Genomic DNA, 22,803 nt, shown 5'->3' with positions numbered 1-22,803 from the left:
ACACGCGAAAATTAGTATGTGTTACTAAAAAATAACACCTTTCAGCCTTACGGCCCCAACGATTTGAACCACATTGTTACTTTCTGTTACCCAATTTGGGTATTAACGCTCCTAATATATATTTATATATTTATATTTTTTTGTTATATATATTTTTATTAACAAAAATAACAAAAACGAAAGTGGAAATATTGTGAACCCTTGGTATATAAGGTTTTTAAGAGAATTTAAATGTGTTATTTTTAGTAACACTTTCGCTATTTTCATCATTATTCAGTAACTTTTGCTGTGTAAAAGTATTTTTTCGTTCTATTAAAGTAACACCATGAATAAAATACTTGTTTCGATTACCTCGTTCTCTTTTATATCCCTGAGATTCTAGGATTCTATAAAAGGCGCGGTTTTTTAATTGATGTTCACCATTTTTAAAACACCAGTTGGAATACACTTCATAAAGTTCTTTCGCTTCAATTTGTGTATTAATTTGTTTAAAACAACATTCGAACATAAACGGCCCCAGTATATCCATTTCTTCTTTATAATCACCTGTAGCCTTCATTACGCTGGCTGGATCTTCTAATCCTGACTGCTGCCACTTCTTACAACCTTCTATGGCCCAGTTCAAAATGCCGGGCATTTCCAAACTTATTTTTTCTGGCAATTTCTTATCTCGCTTTTCTTTTGGCAGCTGAAGATTGAAAGGAATTAATCTAATCCTTCTCCATATCCCTTCATCAACCCCTTTGATTACCGGTTTATGGTTTGTTGTGAAGAAAACTTTAAACTCAGGAATAAACTCAAAAAATTCTTGTCTTAAGAAACGTGCTAATACGGGCTCTCCACCTGTTATCTGTTTAACGAATGCTTCAGATAGCTGTTCCCCATCTTCACTTTCAATCGCTGATACAAAGCGTGAACCTACCAATCTGGCAATATCATTATTCGCTCCTGTTTCCTTCTTCTTGATGAAAGTATCTGACTTTGCTTGTTTCCCATACTCACCCATGAGGTCCTTGATGGTATTTATAAAAGTTGATTTACCATTTGAGCCACCACCGATAAGGAAGACCATGATTTGCTCTGTGATTTCTCCAGTTAGTGAGTAGCCGATTAGTCTTTGCATGTACTCAATTAACTCTTTATCACCTTGGAATATTTGGTCTAAGAAGCTAATCCATTCAGGACACTTGGCATTTTCTTCAAACGCAATATTAGTGATTTTTGTTAAAGCAAGTTCACGATCATGCGGGTGTAACTTTCCTGTTTGTAAATCAATAATCCCATTCTCAACATTGAATAAATACTTATGTCTATCAAAGTCTTCACGTTCTCCTGGTACCAACGGCATTAAGTCCTTGATACTGTTCATACGGATGTTTCTACGCTCACAGATGCGCGCCCACTTGGTTTCAGCCTCATCTTCTGACTGGTAAAGACTCCGCAACACCTTAGCTGTGATACGCTCAATTTCTTTTTTTGTATCTAGCTTCCACCGTTTGCCGTCCCATATCAGCCAGCCCATATCTGAAACATATTTGATAACATGACCATATTCATAGGCAATACGCTCTGCATTCCCAAGCTCTGTTAAACGGAATTTCTTTTTCGGTTTTTCCTCAATACTTTCTTCTGCAGCACCAGTACTAAACTCAAAGGAAAATTCATTAAACTGCTCTTTGTTATCTAATATGGTTGTAGCAGTAGAAGAAATAGCAGTACCAATAGTTCTTTCACCATATGTCTCATTTGTTTCTCTAAAATGGATAACATCCCACTTGTCACGCATAAGACCAGTTTCTCTGAACATCGTATCCATTCGAGTTGAGGATTTCCCAGTCCAGAAAGCTAAGTGATTACATAAAGCTAAATCACTTGATGAGTGATCACCATTAATCAAGTTGCCATTGTATAAGGAACGGATCTCATCACCGTTTTTACTTCGGAACATCCTTTCCCATAAAGCCTCATTTGAAATTTTGATTTCATCCTTTTCAAATTCAGCTAGGTTTACTCTTCCTTGAATGTCGCTATCATCAAAATATTGTTCAAAGACTTCTGCAATCTCATCTGTACGTTCATAAACCTCATTAGAATTTTCGCGATTACCTGTGAAGCTAAAGTAACGGCCATATGAGTAAATTTCCAAACCATGTTTGGTATTTTTCCTTCCAGTACCTAAAACAGATTGTGGAAGGTTCCCTTTAATAATGATGTGAATTCCTTTGCCTGATGGAGAAAATTCTGTGTAACTATCCAAAGTATCAATAATCTCAGATGCGAAGGTATTCGGCTTTCCATCCACAACGCACTTATCAATATCAATCCCGATATAGTTATCCTGGCCGCTAAATACAAATCCGATTCCGTCATAATTTCCTTCTAGATAAAACTTTACGGCAGTTGCAAAGGTGCTCCATGTTCGGCGGTTATTTGCCTGAGCCATTTCTCCATCTACTTGATAAGGAACCTTTGTTGGCTTGTTATTTCTTAACTCCGATTTCCATAAAATCCATTGAGGCAGGGCTTTTAGTTCGGCAGGGATTTCGTTAAAATTGTATGGATTTTCTTTCATTGCGCCCTCCGATTTTATTAGTTCATTTCACTGTTATTTTTCTTCTGCAATCCAACCGTTCAGCCTTGCATATTTCAACTTTCTTGAATATCTGTATTTCCAATCATCCCACTCTTTTGTTCTTCCATGTGAAGCAAACACATCTTGATTTTTTTCTCTTTCAAGGATTTCACCAACCCATTTAGGGACTATAGGCTTATATATGTTGTTCATTTTGCTCAGCCTCCTTTGTATTTGGGTATAAAAAAGAGAAGCTAGTACAATACCAACTTCTCTATTTAGTTTTATTAGAATGGCAGATCGTCATCACCAATAGTAAATCCGCCAGCTTCCATAACTGGTTTTACCTCAGATGGGTTATAATATTTTGCTTTAGCAGCAGTGCGTTTTTGTTTTTCCCCATCAACAGTTTTCTCATATTCTTCATGTCTTACTGTGATATTCAAACTTTTATTGATAACCTGATTCGCCATATCTTCAGCTGATTTAAACTCATGATTATTCGCGAACCCACACGCTTTGATGAACGAGCTGACAATTCTCACTGCAACTTCATGTTCAAAAGTAAATGTGTTATACAGGATTTTTGCTCCTTGGTGGTTTTGAGGAACATCACTACGAATCTCAAAATCTACTGTTAATTTCGGTTTCTTTGCGCCTGTTTCCCCAGCAACTGCGTTTACAACCACAACCTCATACTTACCTTCTGCTACCAATTCAAATCCTGTGCTTGCATTAGTTTCATCAAATTTAAAGAATGACATTATTTATTTCCCCCTTGTTTTTCTGGTACGAACCAACTTTAAAAATATCTTCGTGAGCACTTGCCTTACGTTTATCCAATTGATTTTTTGCAAAGATGTAAGGTGTAGGCTCTAAAATAAACCCATAGTTTTTTGTTTCTTCGTTGATAACCGATTTGGCAACTACCTGGCATAAGCCCATAAAGTTGTTTAGAATCTTACTTCGGATATCTGGATATGCACGATTGACAGCTTGGCCACTTGGTAATTCCCACTTATCAGTGGTTTCCCACGCTGTAAATACAACACGTTTACCTAAGGTTTGAATAAAGCGCACACTGTCGATAATAAAAAAATCAATTTGTTGATAATTTGCCTGCCAAGGAACACGATTGTTATTTCCGTCTCTTCCTAAGTTAGCAAGCATAGATCTTGTTAATTCTGAAATATTATCGAAAAACAGATTGTCATATTTCGATAAGTCAGCTGAGGCTAAATCCTTCATAAGCTGATTCCAATTAGTCCATGCCTCATAGGTATCAAATTGAACAATATCAATATTTGAATTACCTGCTAATGGAGCTTGTGTCTTGTCTATTGGTATATAAAGAGTGTTTCCTTCTAAATAATTCGCTGTAGATGTTTTACGCATTCCTGGATTACCGTAAATCAAATACGTTGAATTATTCGTTGTTATTTCAGCAGCGTTTGATACTTGCAATTACCTCCCATCCTTTCCGTGCTCCTGCAGTTTTCCTATATAATTATCAATCTCAGAAATTGCTGCTACATGCTTTTCATTTGCAACCTTTAATATTTCAATGGATTCTTCCTTGTTTTTTATTTGTTGAAGGTTATCCTCCATTTGTCTTTTGTGATATCGTTGAGACTTTGTAAGTTCCTCAATGATTATCTTCAAATAAGTCACCTTCCCAACGGATTTCAATATCTGTTAAATCGTGTATTCTGGCGAATTTCTGTATCTCTTCCACAGCTAATTCAAAGGGAACACCATTGTCAAAATGACGTTGAAATCTTTCATAAGTGTCATCCTCATGTGGAAGGAATCCATAATCGTCATAACATTTATTGATATAGCTATAGATTAAGTATTGGATATTAGACATTACTGTCATTTCTTTGTTTCCTGCATAACTTTGTCCAAGTACTCATATATTTCAACAAGGTCTTCATAAAAGTTACTGCCACTTAATGATTGTTGGTGTTGTTCTAAAAACTTGAAAAGTGGCTCAAGCTTATCGTTCACAGGGCTAAAAACGGTTCTATCTTTGGCATCAAAATAAGGCATTTGTCTCCCCCTGTTGATTTTTTATTTAATAATGATTAAACTATTTACTAAGATATAAATTGATGTATTTGACTCACGTTGGCGCGTGGGTCTTTTTTTATATTGCTTCATAACACTGCACATGCTGTTTTTCGATTAAGTATTGTTTTACATTGAATTGAAGAACAGTATCTTTACCAAATACAAAGTAGGTATCCCCTTCGCAAATTTCATCTCCAAAAACATCTTCAATTGGATAATCCTCAACTTTTCGCATATGTATCACCTCCTCCAAGTAGAACTGGAACCTTTCAACAATTTCTGCATTGTGGGTAAAAAGGAAAGGCTAATTCAGCCTTATAATTCATTTCCGCAATCATGGCATATGTAATTGATTCAGTTGTTCCTGGTATATCAATAGTTTCATTGTCTTTATGGGAACAACCAGCCGGAACAAAATGCTTTGCAAATCTTAACTGCTGCTCAATATATGAATCTGTTTCTTTACCGCCACTTGCTAACCAATCTCCAATACGCTTGTTAATATCACTTAATACAGGTCTTGGCAGCTGGTGAGCTATTGAAGTAATTTCCTCCATTGGGTTTTTCATTTACTTCACCCCTTTCACAGTTGCTTGGCAGATTAGAATGTAACGATCTGCTGGAGCTAGTTTTAACCATTCAGCTGGTCTGATTTTCATTAAACTCACCTTCTAAGTTATGAAATCTCTTTTACAGGTTTTTCGTTGCATTGTATGGTGATGTCGCCGATTGTTAAATTTAAAAATTTTATTTCTTTCCCATATTTTCTTGATAAAATTTTTTCAACAATCGGCTTAAGATTTTTCACCTTTTCTTCTGTAAGTAAATGTTTACTCATCCCCATATAAATCACCTCAATTAAAGCTATGCAGGTGGACAGTTGGGACAACTCTACTTTAGGAGGTAGAGTTACCGTTGTTAATTCTACTAAAAGTAGAGTTGGCGTTAAAAAAAATAAAATCGTAACTAAACTCTAAAATTTCACTGATCTTTTTGGCATCTCCTACAGTAACATCATCAGGACATTTCTCCATTTTACTGTAAGTATGCACGTGTACACCTAATTTTGAAGCAACCTCTTTTTGAGTTAACCCTTTGAGTAACCTAGCTTGCTTTAAAGTGATATTCATGTATCTCACCTCACTTCTTTCGCTTCACAACCACATATTACTCTACTAAAAGTAGAATACAAACAAAATTATAAAAAAAATATCCGTTTTGCATTTTTTTCTAACTAAAAGTAGAATTTTTGGACATTCTATTGAATGCATTCTACTTTTAGTATAGAATTAAGGGTATAAATTAGGTCGGAGGTCATTAAAGTGAGTATTGGTAAAAATATTAAAAGGTTGAGAGAACAACATAATCTTACCCAAGAACAATTAGCTAACATAATTGGCGTTTCTGATAAAGCAGTATCTACTTGGGAAAGTGAACTTAAAACCCCAAGAATGGGTACAATCCAAAAGATTGCAGATCATTTCGGGATCTTAAAGAGTGATATTATTGAGGATAAAAAAGATAATGTTACTTCTATTGGTTCATCTGCCCCTCATGGTATTGATTCAATTAAGATGCCTTTGTTAGGTTCAATTTCAGCTGGTGTGCCTTTAGAAATGATTGAGGTACAAGACCTTGTAAATGTTCCTAGAGAAGTTGGAGAAACATATCCTGATGCATTTTTATTAGAAGTTATTGGTGACAGTATGAATAAAGTTATTCCAGAAGGTGCATTAGCTTTATTAGATCCAACTATTGAAATAAGTAATGGAGATATTGCTGCTGTAGCAGTCAATGGTTATGATGCAACTTTAAAAAGAGTATTTAAACATCAAGATGGTGTTACTTTAGAACCTCTTAGTTATAATCCAGAACACAAAACACAATTCTATAGTGATAAAGAGATGGACCATTGTCCGGTTGCAATTGTAGGCAAATTAGTCTGGTATATGGCACCACTTGACATTAAATTCTAGGAGGAGTTTTTCATGAAGTGTGTAGCCTATATCAGGGTATCTACAGACGAACAAGCTAAACACGGCTATTCCATTGCTGCACAAATAGAAAGACTCGAAGCTTATTGTGTCTCTCAAGAGTGGAACTTAATTGATACTTTTATTGATGATGGATACTCTGCAAAAGATCTTAACAGACCTCAATTTAAAGAAATGATGAATCGAATAAAAAATGAAGATATAGATGTCTTACTGGTCTATCGACTAGATAGATTAACTCGTTCTGTTTTAGATCTTTATGAAATATTAAAAATCCTTGATGAACATAATTGCATGTTTAAAAGTGCTACTGAGGTATACGACACTACTAATGCTATGGGAAGATTATTTATCACTTTAGTAGCAGCTATCGCACAGTGGGAAAGAGAAAATACGGCAGAACGAGTTAAATTAGGTATGGAAAAGAAAACAAAGTTAGGAAAGTGGAAAGGTGGCATGGCACCTTATGGATATAAAATTGTTAATAAAGAATTAGAAATTAATGAAGATGAGGAGCCATTAATCAAGTATATTTTCCACCTTTCAAGAACTTTAGGATTTTACTCGATTGCAAAAAAAATAACTGAACAAGGGTTTACTACAAGAAAAGGTGGAGATTGGCATGTCGATACCGTTAGAGACATTGCTAATAACCCCATATACGCTGGCTATTTAACCTTCAATGACCCAAAAGACTCCAAGAAACCTCTCCGCCAACAAACCTTATATGATGGTCAACACAGCCGTATAATTCACAGAGAAGAATTTTGGTCATTGCAAGATATACTTGATAAAAGAAGAACTTTTGGCGGGAAGAGAGAGACTAGTAATTATTACTTCTCATCAGTTCTAAGATGCGCGCGATGCGGCTCGTCAATGTCAGGGCATAAGGGATCTCAAGGAGTTAAAACTTATCGTTGTTCTGGTAAAAAAGCAGGAAAGAAATGTACTAGCCATATTATCAAAGAAGATAACTTAGTTTCAACTGTACTTAGTTCGCTTGAAGAAATAACAAAGCAAATAATTGGAGATACCACTTTAAATAATATCTCTCAACAAAAAATAACTGAATTGGAAAATGAACTGAAACTTATTCAAAAGCTAATGAAAAAGCAAAAAGTTATGTTTGAAAATGATGTTATAAGTATTAATGAATTAATTGCAAAAACTGAAAACCTTCGTCTGCAAGAAAAACAACTTACTGAAGAAATCTTTAATTATCAAAAAGAAAACAATACAGATACTGAAGAAATAAAAGTAATATTGGAAAATATCCACTCTCTTTGGAATGATGCTAATGATCAAGAAAGAAAACAGATTATTAGTACAATCTTCAACCAATTAGTAATTGATACGGAAGATAATTATAAGCGAGGTACAGGGGCATCAAGAAAAATAATTATTGTTTCTGCTAAATAATTAAGTGTCTTTTGTGGGTGGAGGTACACTAGTTCCCTGGGCCCTAATCCCCGCTGCTGCCATCTGTAACGTCGATCCGTTCGAGCTTGCAAGACGGAATCTTATCCCCGTTGCTGTCGGCTTATTCGTTACGACGATTGTGGCCATAATACTGATATAAAAAAAGCTCCATCTATGTGAAGGATAGATGGAGCTTCTGCTTGTAAGAAGCTAAAAAATTATGTTCTTATCTTTACTCGCTTAGTAAGTTTTACCTGTAGCACTTCATAAAGAGCAATCCACAAATACAGCCAAATTAGCCCTAATGCGTAGCCGCCGATTACATCGGATGGAAAGTGGGCGCCGAGGACTACTCTGCTTACTCCTATCAGCAGGATAAACAGAAAGGCGGCAGCGGTAACTAGCCATTTTTGTGTGCTTCCTTTTAATTTCCTTGCGATTAGGTAGGCGATAAACATATATAAGACAAAGCCAACCATTGCATGGCCGCTTGGAAAGCTCATGCTGTCTGCGTCGGCAATATCATGAAAATGCGGTCTCGGGCGGGCGATTGCGTCTTTAACGATTTTGTTGAATTCATTGCCAAGACCAACGCTAAGCACAAAGGCTGCCATTCCTAAATAATCCTTTTTTCTTATCCATAGCCATACTAGAACAATTATCGCGATTGCACCAATGCCTATTTTATCACCAAATGCTGAGATAAATTCAAAGAAAGAATGAGTGCCTTCAGGGAATAAATCCATTATAGTCTTTTGGATGCTTCCATCAAAAAACAGGTCTTTTCCTTTTGCTATTACAGAAACAAAATAAATAAAAATAAACAATGATAATGCCACTAAAGCCAAAGCTGTTTTCGATTTCCTGATGGTCATTTTTTCCTCCGTAAGTAAAGATTGCTTTTTATTGCCTATTTTATCAAATCTTTCTTTTCGTGGAAATATGGTTTACAGGTAATTTTGCTTCCTCCCAATATGAGGGTATCACTCGTGATTTTTGTTAAAATGCCTAATTCTGTAGCAGTTTTTTGCCGTTTCCCCAAGCTGTTCCAAAAGATTATAATTAGCCACTGCTCCAACAGCAGCACCAATTACTGGAACTAACTGCAGCATCTTCACGAAATCGATATAATCTCTGTATTCTTGCTGAAGCTCCTGCCAATTTAGCTTTAGCACTTCTTCCTTCTTTGCATCCCAATTTTCAATAATTTCTATTAATTCCTGTTTTCTGTCTTCACTAGAAAAGGCAAGTTGAAAGACATACAGCGAAAACACTCTTTCTTCATACTCCTCTGGATCATGTCCATACAATGATGCTGACTCCATTAAGAATTTCATCTTTATTGCTAACAGCAGCGGAAAATCAGCCAATCCGACAAGAATACCACCTGCTCCAGTTCCCGCTCCTTCTACTGCTGCTGCTTTTTGAAACTGAGTGATTTTTTTGTCCATCTCTTCATCCAATGCTTTTAATGTTCTTTCAGAGGACGATGGTTTCTTCGTTATTTTATTTGTGCCGGCAAGTGTGCCTGTTATCATCTGCTTAATTGCTTCCGTTATGACTTGATGAACCTTTTGAGGAATATAACCATTCATTTTGGTCTGTGCCTTTTTAGATACTCGGTTAAGCATGGTAGGTCTTTTTAGAATACGTCTTTTCCAGTCCTTTACTTCTTGTCTGACATTGCTTTCATAGTCCTTCATCTGTTTCACTCCCTTTAACCTATACATACGTATTATTCATTTAATTGTTCCCTATGCCGTAAACTTCGCAAAAAAAAAACTCCTAGCTGGAGTTTTTAAAGCAGACATCATGCCTGAAGTTTTTTATTCATATAGAGAGAGACAAAGACAAAGGTGAAAACAACACTTGCGATAAGCGTCATAAGACCTGCCGTGAAATCTCCCTTTAATGCTACAACAGCTGACAATATAATCCCTTGCAAGTAAAGAACAGTGCTGATTGTCTTTTTAAAGGAAGATTTACGCATATCAATGGACAGCGGATAAAGACTGATCCATAACTTATCTTGATAGGCGTTCCACAATGGCATAAGCTGAAGACCTGTCAAATATAAGAACAAGACCGCAAGCAACACTTGTCCCATTCCAAAGGAAAGGAAAAACAACGCAATTCCGCCTATAACTGTTAGCCTGACGGACAGACCTAAATAATCACCTGAACGGAAGAAGGTCCGCCAATACAGATGGCTGAATACAAGCTCTTGCTTATAGCTTATTTTGGATACGAAAACATCTAAAAGCTTCCTTCTCTTAATTCGGTTACGCAGATGAGGCACATCTGTGAACATATTTGCCAACTGGTAAAAACCAGCCATACGCTTTTCATCTTGTGCGATTAAATATTCCCATTTAATACCCATATGTTTTGTTGCCTTCTGATAATAGACAAGCAGTAGAACAGGGATTACAAGGACAGCCAGCACAAACAGAGGCGAGGCATTAGAGAAAAGCAAAAACAAGATAACTAAATTTATGCAAAAACGGATAAGTGTGTCTGTTGTATGATGACTCGCATTAACAAAATGCTGAACTTGCCAGCGTATTAGTAAGTTTACACCTTTTACAATACTTAAAATAAGGAAGAAATACCAAAAACGATTAAACTGCCCATCGTTCACACTGGCATACAGCGGCATTAAAATGCCAAGACCCATTAAAAGGATATAAACTTGGAAAATAAAGCTGACCAGCATGCAGTTGATAAAGTATTTCCTCATTCTTGACTCGACAGGAATCAGAAAGATTCTGTCAGCATCCTTTAAAAACGTATAAATTGGGCTTTTTGTTACGAGTAATGCGAGCAACAGGCTCATGATTATCGCAGCCGGAAAACCTTTAGAAATCCCTTTAAGCCACTCTTGATAATAATAAGAACCCGCCCCTAATAAAAATACAAGGACTAGAACTAGATGCCCATTTAAAATATAGCGTAAATAGCGAACATATTCCTTCACTGTAGAGCTTAACCTGTCTCTCCACAGCTGCTTCTCACTGAATTCAATCATGGCTCTCTTCCTTTGTCAGCCGGATATATATATCATCCAGGGTTGCATTTGGCATTTGGAATTCCTGCTTTAGCTCCTCCATTGTCCCGGCACATTTAATTTTGCCTTCATGAAGAATGATGATTCTGTCGCAATATCGCTCCGCTGTGGCAAGGATATGTGTCGACATAAGGATGCCTGCTCCTTCTTCCTTCATTCGCTTCATCATGTCAAGGAGCGATTGAATTCCAAGAGGATCAAGTCCAACGAAGGGCTCATCGACGATATATAAAGAAGGCTGAACTAGGAAGGCACACATAATCATCACCTTCTGTTTCATCCCTTTGGAAAAGTGAGCTGGAAACCATTTTAATCTTTTTTCCATTCGGAATTCTTTAAGAAGCTTTGGCATTCTTGCTTTATATTGCTCTTCCGAGATACCATATGCCATCGCCGTCATTCTTAAATGCTCCTCTAATGTCAGCTCATCATATAAAATCGGTGTTTCTGGAACAAATGTAAACTGCTTGCGGTAAGCATCCTTGTCACTTTCAAAACTGCTGCCATTTATTTTTATTTCTCCTTTATGCGGCTCCATTAACCCGATTATATGGCGTATTGTCGTGCTCTTTCCCGCCCCGTTTAATCCAATCAGGCCAACAATCTCATTTGAAGCAATCGAAAAGGAAATATCTTTTAAAACCGGGTTACGGGTATAACCCCCCGTTAAATTCTTCACTTCCAAAAGCGTCATCAATAACGTACCTCCACTTATGTATTACCTATAGTTTATCAACAAACAGCGTTAATTTGAAATTTTTCCTTGGCTTTTTATTTTTTTGTGTATATATATCTCCATAACGGACATTCTAATTATTGAAGAGGGGCACCACTTAAATATTGTTGAACCAATTCAATAATAAAAATGAGGTGTTTGCAAAAGATTATTTAGATTAAATAATCAACTGAAACTTCCATTCGTTCAAAACAAGGGGATGGTTAGCTTGCATTATTTGTTAAGTATACCAGAAGATCAATACACCAATAGTTGCTTATCCAAGTAGTTAAAAATTCCATTACGGAATGAGGTGTGGTGTCGCAGACTGTCATCTATTCTTTATACGTTAACGCATATAAAGACCTAATTTAAGGGGATGGTTCGTTTGAACAATGATCGATTTTTCTCATAGAAAACAATTCATTATTAAATGAGGTGTTTATCAAAGAGAATGACCTTTAATCGAGCGCAATAAGAAGTTCCTCTTCAACGAGGCAGGATCTCTTGATCCTGTCTCTGTTTTTTGTTTTTAGAATTTCCTCTCTATGATAAAATAAATAGAAAAATGAACAGGAAAAGGAGAAATTGTTAATGAGTGATTGTATTTTCTGCAAGATTGTTGCAGGGGAAATTCCTGCCAAAAAAGTATTCGAAAACGAGCATGTTGTTGCATTTTTAGATATCAGCCAAGTAACAAAGGGCCATACTTTAGTTATTCCGAAAACGCATGTAAAAGATCTTTATGAATTAACGCCTGAAATTGCTAAAAACTTATTTGAAGTTGTCCCTTCTATCGCAAACGGATTAAAAGCAGCTTTTGAGCCGGTAGGGCTGAATACACTTAATAATAATGGTGAAAAAGCAGGTCAATCTGTATTCCATTATCATATGCACCTTATTCCCCGCTACGGAAAAGGCGATGGCTTTGGAGCCGTTTGGAAAACGAACTTCGACGCATATTCTGATGAACAGCTTTCCCAAATTGCAAATGACATTAAAGAAAAGCTGCAAACAGAAAATTTTTAAAAATTTCTACATAAAAAAGCTATTATCCAATAGCTTCATGAAATCGTTATCAATGATTTACACATTGGATTTTCGAGTATTCCAACACATATATTATTTTCTTAATGTAACAACAGCAGCTTTGAAGCAGTGAAATTCGCTTTAAGGCTGCTTTTTTTATCTGTACAAATCTTCACAATTTGATAGTATAAGGGTAAACTTCCAATCAAAATCGTAGTAAAAGCACAAGGAGGAAAAAACATGAAACGCGCGTATAACTTTAATGCTGGTCCTGCAGCATTGCCAGAATGGGTATTGCAGGAGGCACAAAAAAGCTGGATGGATTTCAACAATACAGGCATGTCCATAATGGAGCTCAGCCATCGCAGCAAAGACTATGAAGCAGTCCATAATGAAGCAAAATCTCTGCTTGCATCCCTGCTTTCTATACCGGATGATTATGAAATTCTCTTCCTCCAAGGTGGTGCAAGCCTGCAGTTTACTATGGTGCCAATGAATCTTCTGGCAGATGATAAAACAGGTTATTATGCACTTACTGGCGTCTGGGCGGAGAAAGCACTTAAAGAAGCTGCAAAAGTAGGAAAAACAGAGACTGCAGTTTCAAGCAAAGATGATAACTATACGTATATTCCTGATCCAGCAGAAATAGAAGTTCCTGAGAATGCGGCATATCTTCATATTACAACGAATAATACTATATACGGAACTCAATGGCATAAATTCCCGACTGGGTTGAAGGTTCCATTGATTGCTGATATGTCCAGCGATATTTTGAGTACACCACTTGATATCAAAAACTTCGATATCATTTATGCTGGTGCACAAAAAAATCTAGGACCATCAGGTGTTACTGTTGTTATCATAAAAAAGGAGCTCATTAAAAAGAACCCAGAGCTTCCTACGATGCTGAGCTATGAAACACATGCCAGCAGCAACTCCTTATTCAATACACCTCCAACTTTGGCTATTTATTTATTATCACTTGTGCTGAAGTGGGCGGAAAACCAAGGCGGTATTGAAGGAATCGCAGCAATTAATAACCAAAAAGCGGAAACACTTTATCATGTCATTGACAACAGCGAAGGTTTTTACAAAGGCCATGCCGTTAAAGACAGCCGCTCTAAGATGAATGTAACGTTCACGTTGCAATCTGATGAACTGACAAAAAAATTCCTGGATGAAGCTAAACTTGCTGGATTTGTGGGACTGAACGGCCATCGATCTGTTGGCGGCTGCAGAGCTTCCATTTATAACGCTGTTCCATTAGAGCATGTTGAGGCTTTAGCTCAATTTATGAAAGACTTCCAGCAAAACGCTTAAAACAAGGCTTTACACAGATAGGTTTCGCCTATCTGTTTTTTTTGCCTTTCTATGGGTAATGACATATATATGCAAACCTAACCTAAAATAGGCTATAATTAGAAAAAAAAGACGAGGTGAACATGATGAGTGGAAAAACATTTCTATCAGGATTTATCATTGGCGGGCTTGCAGCTGCAGCAGCAACCTTATTCACTACCCCTGTATCGGGTAAAGAGGCAAGAAAAGCATGTGTGGACAACAGCAAAGCATTTCTAAAGGAATTCAAAGATTTAAAAGAAGACCTTATAGAAATTAAAGACAGCATTGCTACTGCCAGCAAAGAAGGGAAAAATGTCATCGGCACCTTCGTGGAAGATATAAAAGAATCGCTCGAGCAATGGAAAACAGAAATTCAACCACATCAAGAACAGCTGAAAATCGAACTAAACCAAATTGAACAAACAGTAACTGAATTAGAAAACGACTTAAAAAAGCAACAATAACACACAAAGAGAGGAAAACTAACATAGTTTACCTCTCTTTTTGCTAAACCCCTTCATCTCCTCCTGAGTAATGTTAAATTTCCTTACATAAAAACATCTAAAATTTGGAAAAATAAATATACGCGTATAGTAAATATAAAAATTCATGTAAGAAAAGTATAACAAAGTACATATTCTGACTTTTTAAAAAACTTATTCTCTATTCATTCTTTCTCGATTTGTTTTTAGAGTATAGAAATATTTCAATATGAAACTATTTTTCAGATTTTAAAATCTGATGTTTAAAACCTTGATTTCAAGCAGTTCGGTCTTCTTAATATTTCTTTCACTCCAGAAAGTTACAGTGTATAATGCTGGTAGAAAAAGGGTGAATTTTTATTTAATTTTAGAAATAATTATACAATAAAACGTTTTCTTTCAAAAAATATGCTTATTTCTAAAAATTTCGCTTATTTTTTCTTTATTAATTTTTGTTTTATTGGCATAATGATTATAAATATAGAAAAGTAGGTGAATAGATTTGGGGATGAATGATAAAGAATGCTCGATGAAGGAAGCTTTAATGTTTACTCAAAGAGTAGGACAACTCAGTAAAGCACTATGGAAATCAATTGAAAAGGATTGGCAAAATTGGATTAAGCCGTATGATCTTAATATCAATGAACATCATATTTTATGGATAGCTTATCAGTTAAATGGCGCTTCCATATCAGATGTGGCCAATTTTGGGGTAATGCATGTCTCAACAGCCTTTAACTTCTCTAAGAAATTAGAAGAACGAGGACTGCTGCAGTTCTCCAAAAAAGAAAATGATAAACGGAACACTTATGTTTGTCTCACAGAAAAAGGTGAGCAATTGTTCCTTAATATCATGGAGGAATACAATCCTGACAACAGCTCAGCATATTCAGCTGCATTGCCAATCAAAAACTTATATGGAAAATTTCCAGAATTGCTGGAAATGATGACAATCGTCAAGAATATTTATGGAGACAACTTCATGGAAATATTCGAAAACTCCTTCAACAATATCGAAGATTCATTCGTTGAACAAAATGGGCAGCTTAAACATAAAGAACCGGCGCCTATGAAGTAATCCACATATACTCGTAAAAATGGAATAAAGGGCAAAAAAAAGATGAGACAGAGTCTTATCTTTTTTTGTTTTAAAACACCAGTAAATAATCAAAAACAACTATTGATTTTTTGCCCTATTCGTCGTAAAGTAGCAAGGTGAGTTTTATTAAACTAGAAAATTTCTCCTTTTGGAGGGTGATTACTTTATGAACTGCTGGAAGACAATTAATTTTCATAAACAGTACGGCTTTCAACGCATACTTTTTATGTCTTCCTTAACAATGGTTTTTTCTTTTTTGTTCCTTTACACTCCGACAATTGCATTTTTTGGGTATAACAGTTTAAATGACAACTACTTTTTACCTTTTATGGCAGCATTTCTGCTCGTTTATCCTGCTCATAAATTGCTGCACTTTCTGCCGGTTGTCCATTTAGGCAAAAAAATAAAAAAATCAATTGATATACACTATGGTATTTTTCCGTTAATATGTATTAGGGCAGCAGACCCAATCGGGAAAATTCAGTTTATATTTGCTTTGATTATGCCGATGCTCGTCATTAACACTGCATTGGTCATTTGCTGTTTCCTGTTTCCTCATTATGTCCATTATTTCTTAATTTTGTTTGCCTATCATTTCGGGATGTGTGTACCTGATTTTATTCGCATAAAAAGCTTATGGAAATCTCCAAGGTCATGCTATGTAGAAGAAAATGAAGATGGCATTGAAATTTTGGTCAGCAATGTCAGCTAAAGCTGGAGGCAACACTTGCGGTCAGGACATAAGATAATAAAGGAAAAGGATGCATGTATTTAATTGACATATCATAGGATATAATACTATCTTTTTATCCCTTAATTTGATATTGTAAGTATCATACAATAATTCTGTTTTAAGGAGGGAATCAATGATGATCTCCATTTTTATTATCTTAGCCATATTAATATTATATAATATTAATAGAATGACAAATGCACTATGCGCACAAAAGGAAATCCCGGAAGAGAAACAGCCGAAGGTTTTCCGCACAATCAATGTCCTTATAACGATTCTTTTGATTTCTTCCTATGTTGATTTATTATTTAGTTGACATAAACGGACAATATGCTCCTAACAAGGTGCTTCATATCCCTTTATTGGAAGGAAAGCAGCGATGATTATTCATCGCTGCTTTTATTTTCTTAGAGAGTATTAGTATACCCAGCTTGCTCCGATAATGATAAGCAAGATGAATAGCACCACTAATAATGCAAATCCTCCGCCGTATGCACCTGTACCTGACATGAAGACTCCTCCTTTCTATCAGTTGAATTCATGTTCTGCATTACTTTGGCTCTTACAGCCAAGCAGCGCCAACAATAATTAAAAGAATGAAAAGTACTACGATTAACGCAAATCCTCCGCCGTATGCATGACCCATAGTAACACCTCCTTTTAAGGCTGCTACTGTATCCTTTTGATAAATGGTTTAAGTCTAATAAGACTAAAGACTTGCTTGCCAAAAGTCAGTTACATGCAGCATACTAAGCTGCCCCCATCCTGACCCTTTGCACAATTCAGCACGAATAAGCCACCGGCTAATTCTTTAAGCTGTTTTTCAAGCTCAATGTATCATATGTCTAGGACCTAAAAACGGAACAGGACATTTACCCAATTTTTAATTTGTTGCTTTTGCCTATCGTTTTTCTTTTGCATTAAAAGGGATTTTTGCTCTTTTGAAAATTTATGATATAGTAATGATGGATGTTACAGATAAAACTAACTTAGGAGTGTTTAACTTGAAAAAAAGGCTACTATCCATCTCTCTCGCTGCTGGCATCATTGGACTTAGCGCATGCAGCAATGGTGGTTCAGACGCAGTTGTAAAATCAGATGCAGGTGATATTACTAAAGATGAACTCTACGATGCGATGAAGGAAAAATACGGTACGACTGTACTGCAGTCCCTTCTATATGAGAAAGTACTTGAAGATAAGTATGACGTATCCGATGAAGAGTTAGACGAGAGAGTTGATAGCATTAAATCACAGCTTGGCGATAACTTCGAATTGGCCCTTCAGCAATATGGTTATAAGGATGAAGATGAGCTGCGTTCGATGATTAAGACTGGAATGCTTCAAGAAAAAGCCGCAGTTAAAGAAGTTGATGTAACAGAAGATGAAATTAAAGCATATTACGATGACTATAAGCCTGAAATTAAAGCTCGTCATATTCTTGTTGCTGATGAAAAAACAGCAAAAGAAGTCAAAAAGAAGCTTGATAATGGCGAAAAATTTGAAGATCTAGCGAAGGAATATTCTACAGATACTGCTTCTAAAGAAAATGGCGGTGACTTAGGCTGGTTCGGTGCTAACACAATGGTTGCTGAGTTTGAAGAGGCAGCATACAAGCTGGATGTAGACGAAATCAGTGATCCAGTCAAAACAGAAAATGGCTACCATATAATTCAAGTAACAGATAAAAAGAAAAAAGGCAAATATGAAGATGTAAAGGATGACATGGAATATGAATTAAAAGTGTCCAAGCTTACATCTGATACAATCAACAGTGCCATGGAAAAAGAACTAAAGGATGCAGATGTAAAAATCGAGGATAAGGACTTAGAGTCCTTGCTTGATGCAACGTCTACAAGCGGTTCAACAAACACAACTTCAGGCAGTTAACGAAAAAAAGGGAAACTAGAGATATACTCTAGTTTCCCTTTAATTTTCATATGCGCGTTCTTGAGTATTTCCGCTTTTCTTTTGTTTTTCCTCTTCCATCCTCTTAATATATACTTCTCCTTCCTTTTCGATATATTCATTCTCTTGCTGCTTGTCCTCTTTTCCTGTCTTAACAGCCATAAATGCACTTACAGCAATACCTCCTAATACAAACAGAACCCACATCGGAATCTCAAACATACTATTAACTCCCTTCCTCTTAATTACTACATCATATGCTAGATAAACTAGAATATTCACCTTTTCGCAGAAGCCCTCACTAAACAAAAAAAAGGCCTCCTTTATTAAAAGGAGACCATAGGATTAAATTATTATTTATGGAAAGAAGGTTTGTAAAAGGAACGGTTTTCCAATGGGAAGATTCTTTCTGAAAACTCGCCTGGCTGAACACGTTCAAGCGCTCTGTCTAGCATATTCATTTTAGCATCCAGATTATCTATATAATGAAGAATTTCTGCCTCTTTAATCAGTGGAGCTTTCGGGCTGCCCCACTCTGCTTTTCCATGATGTGAAAGCACCAGATGCTGAAGGACCATTACTTCTTCACCTTTAATACTAAGTTCATCGGCTGCTTTGCCAATTTCATTTACCATTATTGTAATATGTCCAAGTAAGTTTCCTTCCACTGTATAAGTCGTTGAAATTGGACCTGACAGTTCAAGCACCTTCCCTAAGTCATGAAGGATTACACCGCTGTACAGCAGGTCTGTATCAAGGCTCGGATAAAGAGTGGCAATAGACTTAGCTAAATCAAGCATGCTAACAACATGATAAGCAAGTCCTGAAACGAACTCATGATGATTTTTTGTTGCAGCCGGATATTCTAAAAATGCTTGCTGGTGCTTTTTCACGAGATGTCTTGTAATCCGCTGGATGTTAGGATTTTTCATATCAAAGATATACTGATTAATTTTCGCCTGCATTTCTTCTGTTTCAAGCGGTGCTGTTTCAATAAAGTCAGATAAGCGTACACTATCCTCATGGGATGCTGCCTTTATTTGGCGTATTCTTAGCTGCAGCCTGCCTCTGTAGTTTTGGAGGTCTCCATTTATTCTCACAATTGTTTGGGGCTGATAAGACTGTGCATCTTCATCAGTAGCATCCCACAGCTTTGCTTCTATTTCTCCGCTTTTATCCTGAAAAATTAATGTTAAGAAAGGTTTGCCATTGCTGGCCATTGCTCTCGCTGAACTTTTTATTAATAAATGTGAATCAAACTGGTCCCCAACCGCATAGTGTAGGATTCCTTTTTTATCCAAGGCTTTTCGCTCCTTTTTCATCTTGTACAATCTTTTATTTAATCTATTCGTTCCTAGTATAACACTATCTATATTAACGGTCTCGCTCTAAAGAGGGCAGCAGCAGAGAATGTATTTGACCATCAGGAAAATGCTCCAATAGATGGGTATGACATGTAAAAAAGAGCAGCTGATTATTTCTGCAAGTTTTTAAAAGCTCAAGCACTTTCTTCGTCCGTTTATGATCAAAATTGACGAAACTGTCATCGATAATAATCGGCAGCGGATATTTCTGATAAAATGTCTGTGTCAAGGCAAGTCGAAGCGCCACATAAAGCTGTTCTGCTGTTCCCCTGCTCAGCTCTTTTGCTTCAAAAAAGGTGTTATCCTCCCTTTCCACCAAAAAGCCGATGCCTTCTTCCTTCGGCAAAATTCTAACGTATTGATTGTCTGTTAAAATAGCAAAATACTCCTCTGCCTTATGCAGCATAACTGGGAGCTGCTTATCTTTGTAGACATTGACTGTTTGTGTCAAGAAGTGCTTGGCAGCAGCAAATTTTCCCCATATCTTTACTTCCTCTTGAAACTCATCCTGCAGCTGTTTGAAATGATGCAATTTCTCTGTGTACGTTCCGCCGCTTTCGGCTTGACTTATGGTTAGTTGATTTTCAGCACTGGCCTTCATAATCTGCTTTATTCTTTCTTTTGTTTCCGCTAACCTTTCAGTTAACAGTAACTGCTCGTGTTCCGGCTCATCGATTGTGCGAAGAAACTCGATCTCTTCCTGTGTTAGACGAAAATGCTCAAGTTTTTGCTTTAGTGTGGAAAGCTTCTGCTCTAGCTCGATTTTTTCTGCATATAACTCTCCCTTTTTCCGGTATTCCTCTTCTGTTTTCACTTCAGCAATGTCGAGCAGCGCTTCGGTTTCAGCGGAAAATACCGACAGCTCTCCTGCTAACCCATGCAACTCCTGCCTGCATTCTTCTAACGCCCGGTTGTTCTCCTGCCAATAAATCTTTCTTTCATTTTCTTCTTTCACAGCATTCATTAACTGGATAGACATTTGAGCAAGTGAGTCTGCTTTAAAGGAGAAGAATTTTTCATACTGTTTGGAGATTCGCGCTCCAATAAGTTCTAATTCTGTCTCTATTGCCGTTATTTCCTCAATAACCGCCCTTTTATCCTTAAGCTTTACCTTCCATTCGTCTAACAGCAAATAAGCATCGTAAATATAATCATATGCGAGAGAAGCAGGTATCCTCAATGTATCGCCAAGTTCTGCAAGAACAGTTTGATGCTCCCTGTATTGCTGTTCCCAGCTTTCATAGCCGCTTAAAATTCTCTCATACGCTTTCGTTTGCTGCTCCAGCTTTACTAGATGTAAGCTGTAGCTTTCTCTTGCTTGATTATCCTTCTCTAAGGCATGCTTGGCTGAAAATGCATCAGGCAATTCAAAACCGCCAGTTTCCTCTCTCATGCCAGCCTTATCCCGCTTTAGCTCTTTTGCTTTTCTTTGCAGCTCTGACCGTTCTTTCTTCGTTGCCTTCCTTCTATTAAAAAAGAAAAGAATGGCTGCAATACTGCCTAACAAGGCTGCAAGCATTAAGTATAGGAGCTGTTCAGCTGCACCTGCCAGCCCGATTGCAATCAGCATGATTAGAACGAACAGAAACTGCATATTAGCTGCAAGATGGACTTTCCGATTAGCCTCAAGCTGTTTTTGGACGCTTTCGATATCCCTCTGTAGAATTGCAAGCTTTTCTTTATGCCAGCTTATGTTTTCCGCTGCTTTAAGCTGCGTTTTTAGCTCTTGGCGCTTATCCTCTGAAAGCAGTCGACTTTTCAGTTCAGCGGTTTCCCTTTCCATGCTTTCGAGCTGCTGCTGTTCTTCCTTTAATCTCGCATCAAGCTCTAATCTGGAGGCCTTAAGCCTTTTTTGCAAGGCATCTGCATTTGCACATTGCTCCTTCATAAAGATGCTCGTATTAATATCAGAAATATCCTCTTCTGTTATTGGCACATGCAATTTCGCCTGCAAAACTTCCATTTCCTTCTCCAATATGGATAACTGGTTCAACAGCTGGTTCTTTCGTTTTTGAAGCTCTTCATAGACGGGCATTTTCCCGCTAGCCTCTGTTATTTCTCCAGCAGCTGCTAACAGCTCCTCATTAGGCTGAAGCTGCCTGTCTTTGTCTTCTAATCCTTTAATCTTGTTCTGCACATGCTGAATTCGGCTTTGGACTGTTAAGATTCGGTCTTTGATTCGGTCCCATCTGTCCATACCAGCATTGGGAAACGTCAAATCAGCATACTTTTCCTCTTTACGCTCTAAAAGCTCTGTTTGTGCTACTATTGGAGCCGCTTCTAACCAGCTCTCCAGTTTATTAATGTCTTCCTTTAGACTGACAGCATTGTCTTCTTCTGCTTCCAGCTCTTGGGCCAGCTCCTCTCTTCTTTGCAGCAGCCCGCTGTATTGCTCATTTGTTTTTTCTGCATTTTTCAGCTGTTGGTGAGCATCCTTTAAAGACACCAGCAGTTCGTTTAGGACTGGCTTTTTTCCGTTTGGTCGAAAGCGGGCATCCAGCTCTTTCTGCAGCTCTGTATCTGTCCTTGCTATTAGATCAGAACCGATTACACCTGTTGAAAACAGGAATCTTCCAATCTCCTCGCTCTTTAGTCCGTGGATATTTTGCAAGCCATCAAGATTAAAAGAAAAAATCGATTGATAGAGACCTTTATCTACTCTCTGCAGTAATTCACCGAGCAAATCCTCTTGCCCTTTTCGGCCGTTTTCCAAAATGACAGTAACATCACCGGCTGCTTTTCCTTTAACACGCTCAATTGTTGCCATACCATGTTCAGGAAACCATGCTGTTAATTTACCGCCATACTTAGCTTGATTTTTCGGCTCATAGCGGAGCTCTGTCTGAACCTTTGAAGGAAACCCAAACAGAACGCTGTGGATGAAGCTCATGATCGTCGACTTGCCTGCTTCATTTTCTCCATAAAATACTTGAAGATCTGCATCCAGATTATACGTTATATTCTCTAGTTTTCCATACCCGTAAATAGTTATTGTTTTAATCCGCATA

29 protein-coding genes are annotated in these 22,803 nt (G+C 37.1%); 9 read left to right on the top strand and 20 right to left on the bottom strand.

The window, feature by feature from the left end:
* Nucleotides 1-217: 217 nt before the first annotated feature.
* The 11 genes from MKX82_RS03920 to MKX82_RS03870 all read right to left on the bottom strand — a co-directional run bounded on the left by MKX82_RS03920 (nucleotide 218) and on the right by MKX82_RS03870 (nucleotide 5,775).
* Nucleotides 218-2,572 (bottom strand): phage/plasmid primase, P4 family, encoded by a 2,355-nt coding sequence (locus MKX82_RS03920; RefSeq protein ID WP_341075117.1) that lies wholly within the window; start codon nucleotides 2,570-2,572, stop codon nucleotides 218-220.
* Nucleotides 2,573-2,605: 33 nt separating this feature from the next.
* A complete protein-coding gene (locus MKX82_RS03915; protein WP_341075114.1) occupies nucleotides 2,606-2,785 on the bottom strand; it encodes a hypothetical protein in 180 nt (59 codons plus the stop codon).
* 74 nt (nucleotides 2,786-2,859) lie between these two features.
* Nucleotides 2,860-3,336, bottom strand: a complete 477-nt coding sequence (locus tag MKX82_RS03910) for a DUF669 domain-containing protein (protein ID WP_341075112.1) — start codon at nucleotides 3,334-3,336, stop codon at nucleotides 2,860-2,862.
* Nucleotides 3,323-4,036: an AAA family ATPase gene (locus MKX82_RS03905; RefSeq protein ID WP_341075110.1), complete on the bottom strand. Its 714-nt coding sequence runs from the start codon at nucleotides 4,034-4,036 to the stop codon at nucleotides 3,323-3,325. Before MKX82_RS03905 ends, MKX82_RS03910 begins: the two co-directional genes overlap by 14 nt.
* Nucleotides 4,037-4,234, bottom strand: a complete 198-nt coding sequence (locus tag MKX82_RS03900) for a hypothetical protein (RefSeq protein ID WP_341075108.1) — start codon at nucleotides 4,232-4,234, stop codon at nucleotides 4,037-4,039.
* The gene (locus tag MKX82_RS03895; protein WP_341075107.1) at nucleotides 4,218-4,451 is read right to left on the bottom strand and encodes a hypothetical protein; all 234 of its coding nucleotides are present in this window, start codon (nucleotides 4,449-4,451) and stop codon (nucleotides 4,218-4,220) included. The genes MKX82_RS03900 and MKX82_RS03895 overlap by 17 nt, the downstream gene beginning before the upstream one ends.
* Nucleotides 4,448-4,624 (bottom strand): hypothetical protein, encoded by a 177-nt coding sequence (locus tag MKX82_RS03890; protein WP_341075105.1) that lies wholly within the window; start codon nucleotides 4,622-4,624, stop codon nucleotides 4,448-4,450. Before MKX82_RS03890 ends, MKX82_RS03895 begins: the two co-directional genes overlap by 4 nt.
* Nucleotides 4,625-4,721: 97 nt before the next feature.
* Nucleotides 4,722-4,880, bottom strand: coding sequence for a YqaI family protein (locus tag MKX82_RS03885; protein ID WP_341075103.1), 159 nt, complete (start codon nucleotides 4,878-4,880; stop codon nucleotides 4,722-4,724).
* A 34-nt stretch (nucleotides 4,881-4,914) separates the two neighbouring features.
* Nucleotides 4,915-5,214, bottom strand: a complete 300-nt coding sequence (locus MKX82_RS03880; protein WP_341075102.1) for a DUF6877 family protein — start codon at nucleotides 5,212-5,214, stop codon at nucleotides 4,915-4,917.
* Between the two features lie 107 nt (nucleotides 5,215-5,321).
* A complete protein-coding gene (locus tag MKX82_RS03875) occupies nucleotides 5,322-5,483 on the bottom strand; it encodes a hypothetical protein (protein WP_341075100.1) in 162 nt (53 codons plus the stop codon).
* Nucleotides 5,484-5,541: 58 nt separating this feature from the next.
* Complete coding sequence (locus tag MKX82_RS03870) at nucleotides 5,542-5,775, bottom strand: helix-turn-helix transcriptional regulator (RefSeq protein WP_341075098.1); 234 nt, start codon at nucleotides 5,773-5,775, stop codon at nucleotides 5,542-5,544.
* A gap of 192 nt (nucleotides 5,776-5,967) precedes the next feature.
* Between MKX82_RS03870 and MKX82_RS03865 the strand changes: the two genes are divergently transcribed.
* Together MKX82_RS03865 and MKX82_RS03860 are read left to right on the top strand one after the other, a co-directional pair.
* On the top strand, nucleotides 5,968-6,621 hold the full coding sequence (locus tag MKX82_RS03865) for a LexA family protein (RefSeq protein WP_341075096.1): 654 nt from the start codon (nucleotides 5,968-5,970) through the stop codon (nucleotides 6,619-6,621).
* Between the two features lie 12 nt (nucleotides 6,622-6,633).
* Nucleotides 6,634-8,058: a recombinase family protein gene (locus tag MKX82_RS03860; protein WP_341075094.1), complete on the top strand. Its 1,425-nt coding sequence runs from the start codon at nucleotides 6,634-6,636 to the stop codon at nucleotides 8,056-8,058.
* Between the two features lie 218 nt (nucleotides 8,059-8,276).
* On the opposite strand, the gene MKX82_RS03855 is transcribed toward MKX82_RS03860, so the two are convergent.
* The 4 genes from MKX82_RS03855 to MKX82_RS03840 all read right to left on the bottom strand — a co-directional run bounded on the left by MKX82_RS03855 (nucleotide 8,277) and on the right by MKX82_RS03840 (nucleotide 11,819).
* Nucleotides 8,277-8,933, bottom strand: coding sequence for a phosphatase PAP2 family protein (locus MKX82_RS03855; RefSeq protein WP_237940782.1), 657 nt, complete (start codon nucleotides 8,931-8,933; stop codon nucleotides 8,277-8,279).
* A 108-nt stretch (nucleotides 8,934-9,041) separates the two neighbouring features.
* A complete protein-coding gene (locus MKX82_RS03850) occupies nucleotides 9,042-9,761 on the bottom strand; it encodes an EcsC family protein (protein ID WP_233317298.1) in 720 nt (239 codons plus the stop codon).
* A gap of 107 nt (nucleotides 9,762-9,868) precedes the next feature.
* Nucleotides 9,869-11,086 (bottom strand): ABC transporter permease, encoded by a 1,218-nt coding sequence (locus MKX82_RS03845; RefSeq protein WP_237940780.1) that lies wholly within the window; start codon nucleotides 11,084-11,086, stop codon nucleotides 9,869-9,871.
* A complete protein-coding gene (locus tag MKX82_RS03840; RefSeq protein ID WP_237942239.1) occupies nucleotides 11,079-11,819 on the bottom strand; it encodes an ABC transporter ATP-binding protein in 741 nt (246 codons plus the stop codon). The genes MKX82_RS03845 and MKX82_RS03840 overlap by 8 nt, the downstream gene beginning before the upstream one ends.
* A gap of 615 nt (nucleotides 11,820-12,434) precedes the next feature.
* Here MKX82_RS03840 and MKX82_RS03835 point away from each other — a divergent pair.
* The 6 genes from MKX82_RS03835 (at nucleotide 12,435) to MKX82_RS03810 (ending at nucleotide 16,840) form a co-directional block, all read left to right on the top strand.
* Nucleotides 12,435-12,869, top strand: a complete 435-nt coding sequence (locus MKX82_RS03835; RefSeq protein ID WP_341075089.1) for an HIT family protein — start codon at nucleotides 12,435-12,437, stop codon at nucleotides 12,867-12,869.
* A 240-nt stretch (nucleotides 12,870-13,109) separates the two neighbouring features.
* Entirely contained in the window at nucleotides 13,110-14,189 is a 1,080-nt protein-coding gene (gene serC, locus MKX82_RS03830) for a 3-phosphoserine/phosphohydroxythreonine transaminase (RefSeq protein WP_233317301.1), read from the top strand.
* 122 nt (nucleotides 14,190-14,311) lie between these two features.
* Nucleotides 14,312-14,674 (top strand): YtxH domain-containing protein, encoded by a 363-nt coding sequence (locus tag MKX82_RS03825; RefSeq protein ID WP_233317302.1) that lies wholly within the window; start codon nucleotides 14,312-14,314, stop codon nucleotides 14,672-14,674.
* Nucleotides 14,675-15,200: 526 nt separating this feature from the next.
* Nucleotides 15,201-15,770 (top strand): HTH-type transcriptional regulator Hpr, encoded by a 570-nt coding sequence (locus MKX82_RS03820; protein WP_341075085.1) that lies wholly within the window; start codon nucleotides 15,201-15,203, stop codon nucleotides 15,768-15,770.
* A gap of 187 nt (nucleotides 15,771-15,957) precedes the next feature.
* The gene (locus tag MKX82_RS03815) at nucleotides 15,958-16,503 is read left to right on the top strand and encodes a DUF3267 domain-containing protein (RefSeq protein ID WP_233317304.1); all 546 of its coding nucleotides are present in this window, start codon (nucleotides 15,958-15,960) and stop codon (nucleotides 16,501-16,503) included.
* Nucleotides 16,504-16,660: 157 nt separating this feature from the next.
* Nucleotides 16,661-16,840, top strand: coding sequence for a hypothetical protein (locus MKX82_RS03810; protein ID WP_233317392.1), 180 nt, complete (start codon nucleotides 16,661-16,663; stop codon nucleotides 16,838-16,840).
* Nucleotides 16,841-16,941: 101 nt separating this feature from the next.
* Here the strand turns inward: MKX82_RS03810 and MKX82_RS03805 are convergent, their stop codons facing one another.
* Both MKX82_RS03805 and MKX82_RS03800 read right to left on the bottom strand, forming a co-directional pair.
* Entirely contained in the window at nucleotides 16,942-17,034 is a 93-nt protein-coding gene (locus tag MKX82_RS03805) for a YjcZ family sporulation protein (RefSeq protein ID WP_127736325.1), read from the bottom strand.
* Nucleotides 17,035-17,086: 52 nt separating this feature from the next.
* Nucleotides 17,087-17,170, bottom strand: coding sequence for a YjcZ family sporulation protein (locus MKX82_RS03800; RefSeq protein ID WP_060670486.1), 84 nt, complete (start codon nucleotides 17,168-17,170; stop codon nucleotides 17,087-17,089).
* A gap of 358 nt (nucleotides 17,171-17,528) precedes the next feature.
* Here MKX82_RS03800 and MKX82_RS03795 point away from each other — a divergent pair, with 358 nt between their 5' ends.
* Nucleotides 17,529-18,413 carry a peptidylprolyl isomerase gene (locus tag MKX82_RS03795; RefSeq protein ID WP_233317305.1) on the top strand — a complete coding sequence of 295 codons (885 nt, stop codon included), beginning with the start codon at nucleotides 17,529-17,531 and terminating at the stop codon, nucleotides 18,411-18,413.
* Nucleotides 18,414-18,452: 39 nt separating this feature from the next.
* Here the strand turns inward: MKX82_RS03795 and MKX82_RS03790 are convergent, their stop codons facing one another.
* The 3 genes from MKX82_RS03790 to MKX82_RS03780 are packed head-to-tail and all read right to left on the bottom strand — an operon-like array spanning nucleotide 18,453 to nucleotide 22,802.
* Nucleotides 18,453-18,740, bottom strand: coding sequence for a sporulation YhaL family protein (locus MKX82_RS03790; RefSeq protein WP_311315889.1), 288 nt, complete (start codon nucleotides 18,738-18,740; stop codon nucleotides 18,453-18,455).
* Nucleotides 18,741-18,784: 44 nt separating this feature from the next.
* On the bottom strand, nucleotides 18,785-19,753 hold the full coding sequence (yhaM, locus tag MKX82_RS03785) for a 3'-5' exoribonuclease YhaM (RefSeq protein ID WP_237940779.1): 969 nt from the start codon (nucleotides 19,751-19,753) through the stop codon (nucleotides 18,785-18,787).
* A 52-nt stretch (nucleotides 19,754-19,805) separates the two neighbouring features.
* Nucleotides 19,806-22,802 carry an ATP-binding protein gene (locus MKX82_RS03780; protein WP_341075073.1) on the bottom strand — a complete coding sequence of 999 codons (2,997 nt, stop codon included), beginning with the start codon at nucleotides 22,800-22,802 and terminating at the stop codon, nucleotides 19,806-19,808.
* Nucleotide 22,803: the final 1 nt, after the last annotated feature.

This window comes from Niallia sp. FSL R7-0271 (genome assembly GCF_038005785.1).
Taxonomy (GTDB): Bacteria; Bacillota; Bacilli; order Bacillales; family Cytobacillaceae; genus Niallia.
This window is presented reverse-complemented; position numbering and strand designations above follow the sequence as displayed.

Excerpts from the sequence above, each read along its gene's own strand:
- MKX82_RS03920 (WP_341075117.1), bottom strand. The coding sequence starts at position 2,572 with ATGAAAGAAAATCCATACAATTTTAACGAAATCCCTGCCGAACTAAAA.
- MKX82_RS03915 (WP_341075114.1), bottom strand. The coding sequence starts at position 2,785 with ATGAACAACATATATAAGCCTATAGTCCCTAAATGGGTTGGTGAAATC.
- MKX82_RS03910 (WP_341075112.1), bottom strand. The coding sequence starts at position 3,336 with ATGTCATTCTTTAAATTTGATGAAACTAATGCAAGCACAGGATTTGAA.
- MKX82_RS03895 (WP_341075107.1), bottom strand. The coding sequence starts at position 4,451 with ATGACAGTAATGTCTAATATCCAATACTTAATCTATAGCTATATCAAT.
- MKX82_RS03890 (WP_341075105.1), bottom strand. The coding sequence starts at position 4,624 with ATGCCTTATTTTGATGCCAAAGATAGAACCGTTTTTAGCCCTGTGAAC.
- MKX82_RS03885 (WP_341075103.1), bottom strand. The coding sequence starts at position 4,880 with ATGCGAAAAGTTGAGGATTATCCAATTGAAGATGTTTTTGGAGATGAA.
- MKX82_RS03880 (WP_341075102.1), bottom strand. The coding sequence starts at position 5,214 with ATGAAAAACCCAATGGAGGAAATTACTTCAATAGCTCACCAGCTGCCA.
- MKX82_RS03875 (WP_341075100.1), bottom strand. The coding sequence starts at position 5,483 with ATGAGTAAACATTTACTTACAGAAGAAAAGGTGAAAAATCTTAAGCCG.
- MKX82_RS03870 (WP_341075098.1), bottom strand. The coding sequence starts at position 5,775 with ATGAATATCACTTTAAAGCAAGCTAGGTTACTCAAAGGGTTAACTCAA.
- MKX82_RS03860 (WP_341075094.1), top strand. The coding sequence starts at position 6,634 with ATGAAGTGTGTAGCCTATATCAGGGTATCTACAGACGAACAAGCTAAA.
- MKX82_RS03855 (WP_237940782.1), bottom strand. The coding sequence starts at position 8,933 with ATGACCATCAGGAAATCGAAAACAGCTTTGGCTTTAGTGGCATTATCA.
- MKX82_RS03850 (WP_233317298.1), bottom strand. The coding sequence starts at position 9,761 with ATGAAGGACTATGAAAGCAATGTCAGACAAGAAGTAAAGGACTGGAAA.
- MKX82_RS03845 (WP_237940780.1), bottom strand. The coding sequence starts at position 11,086 with ATGATTGAATTCAGTGAGAAGCAGCTGTGGAGAGACAGGTTAAGCTCT.
- MKX82_RS03840 (WP_237942239.1), bottom strand. The coding sequence starts at position 11,819 with ATGACGCTTTTGGAAGTGAAGAATTTAACGGGGGGTTATACCCGTAAC.
- MKX82_RS03835 (WP_341075089.1), top strand. The coding sequence starts at position 12,435 with ATGAGTGATTGTATTTTCTGCAAGATTGTTGCAGGGGAAATTCCTGCC.
- serC (WP_233317301.1), top strand. The coding sequence starts at position 13,110 with ATGAAACGCGCGTATAACTTTAATGCTGGTCCTGCAGCATTGCCAGAA.
- MKX82_RS03825 (WP_233317302.1), top strand. The coding sequence starts at position 14,312 with ATGATGAGTGGAAAAACATTTCTATCAGGATTTATCATTGGCGGGCTT.
- MKX82_RS03820 (WP_341075085.1), top strand. The coding sequence starts at position 15,201 with ATGAATGATAAAGAATGCTCGATGAAGGAAGCTTTAATGTTTACTCAA.
- MKX82_RS03815 (WP_233317304.1), top strand. The coding sequence starts at position 15,958 with ATGAACTGCTGGAAGACAATTAATTTTCATAAACAGTACGGCTTTCAA.
- MKX82_RS03810 (WP_233317392.1), top strand. The coding sequence starts at position 16,661 with ATGATCTCCATTTTTATTATCTTAGCCATATTAATATTATATAATATT.
- MKX82_RS03805 (WP_127736325.1), bottom strand. The coding sequence starts at position 17,034 with ATGTCAGGTACAGGTGCATACGGCGGAGGATTTGCATTATTAGTGGTG.
- MKX82_RS03800 (WP_060670486.1), bottom strand. The coding sequence starts at position 17,170 with ATGGGTCATGCATACGGCGGAGGATTTGCGTTAATCGTAGTACTTTTC.
- yhaM (WP_237940779.1), bottom strand. The coding sequence starts at position 19,753 with ATGAAAAAGGAGCGAAAAGCCTTGGATAAAAAAGGAATCCTACACTAT.
- MKX82_RS03780 (WP_341075073.1), bottom strand. The coding sequence starts at position 22,802 with ATGCGGATTAAAACAATAACTATTTACGGGTATGGAAAACTAGAGAAT.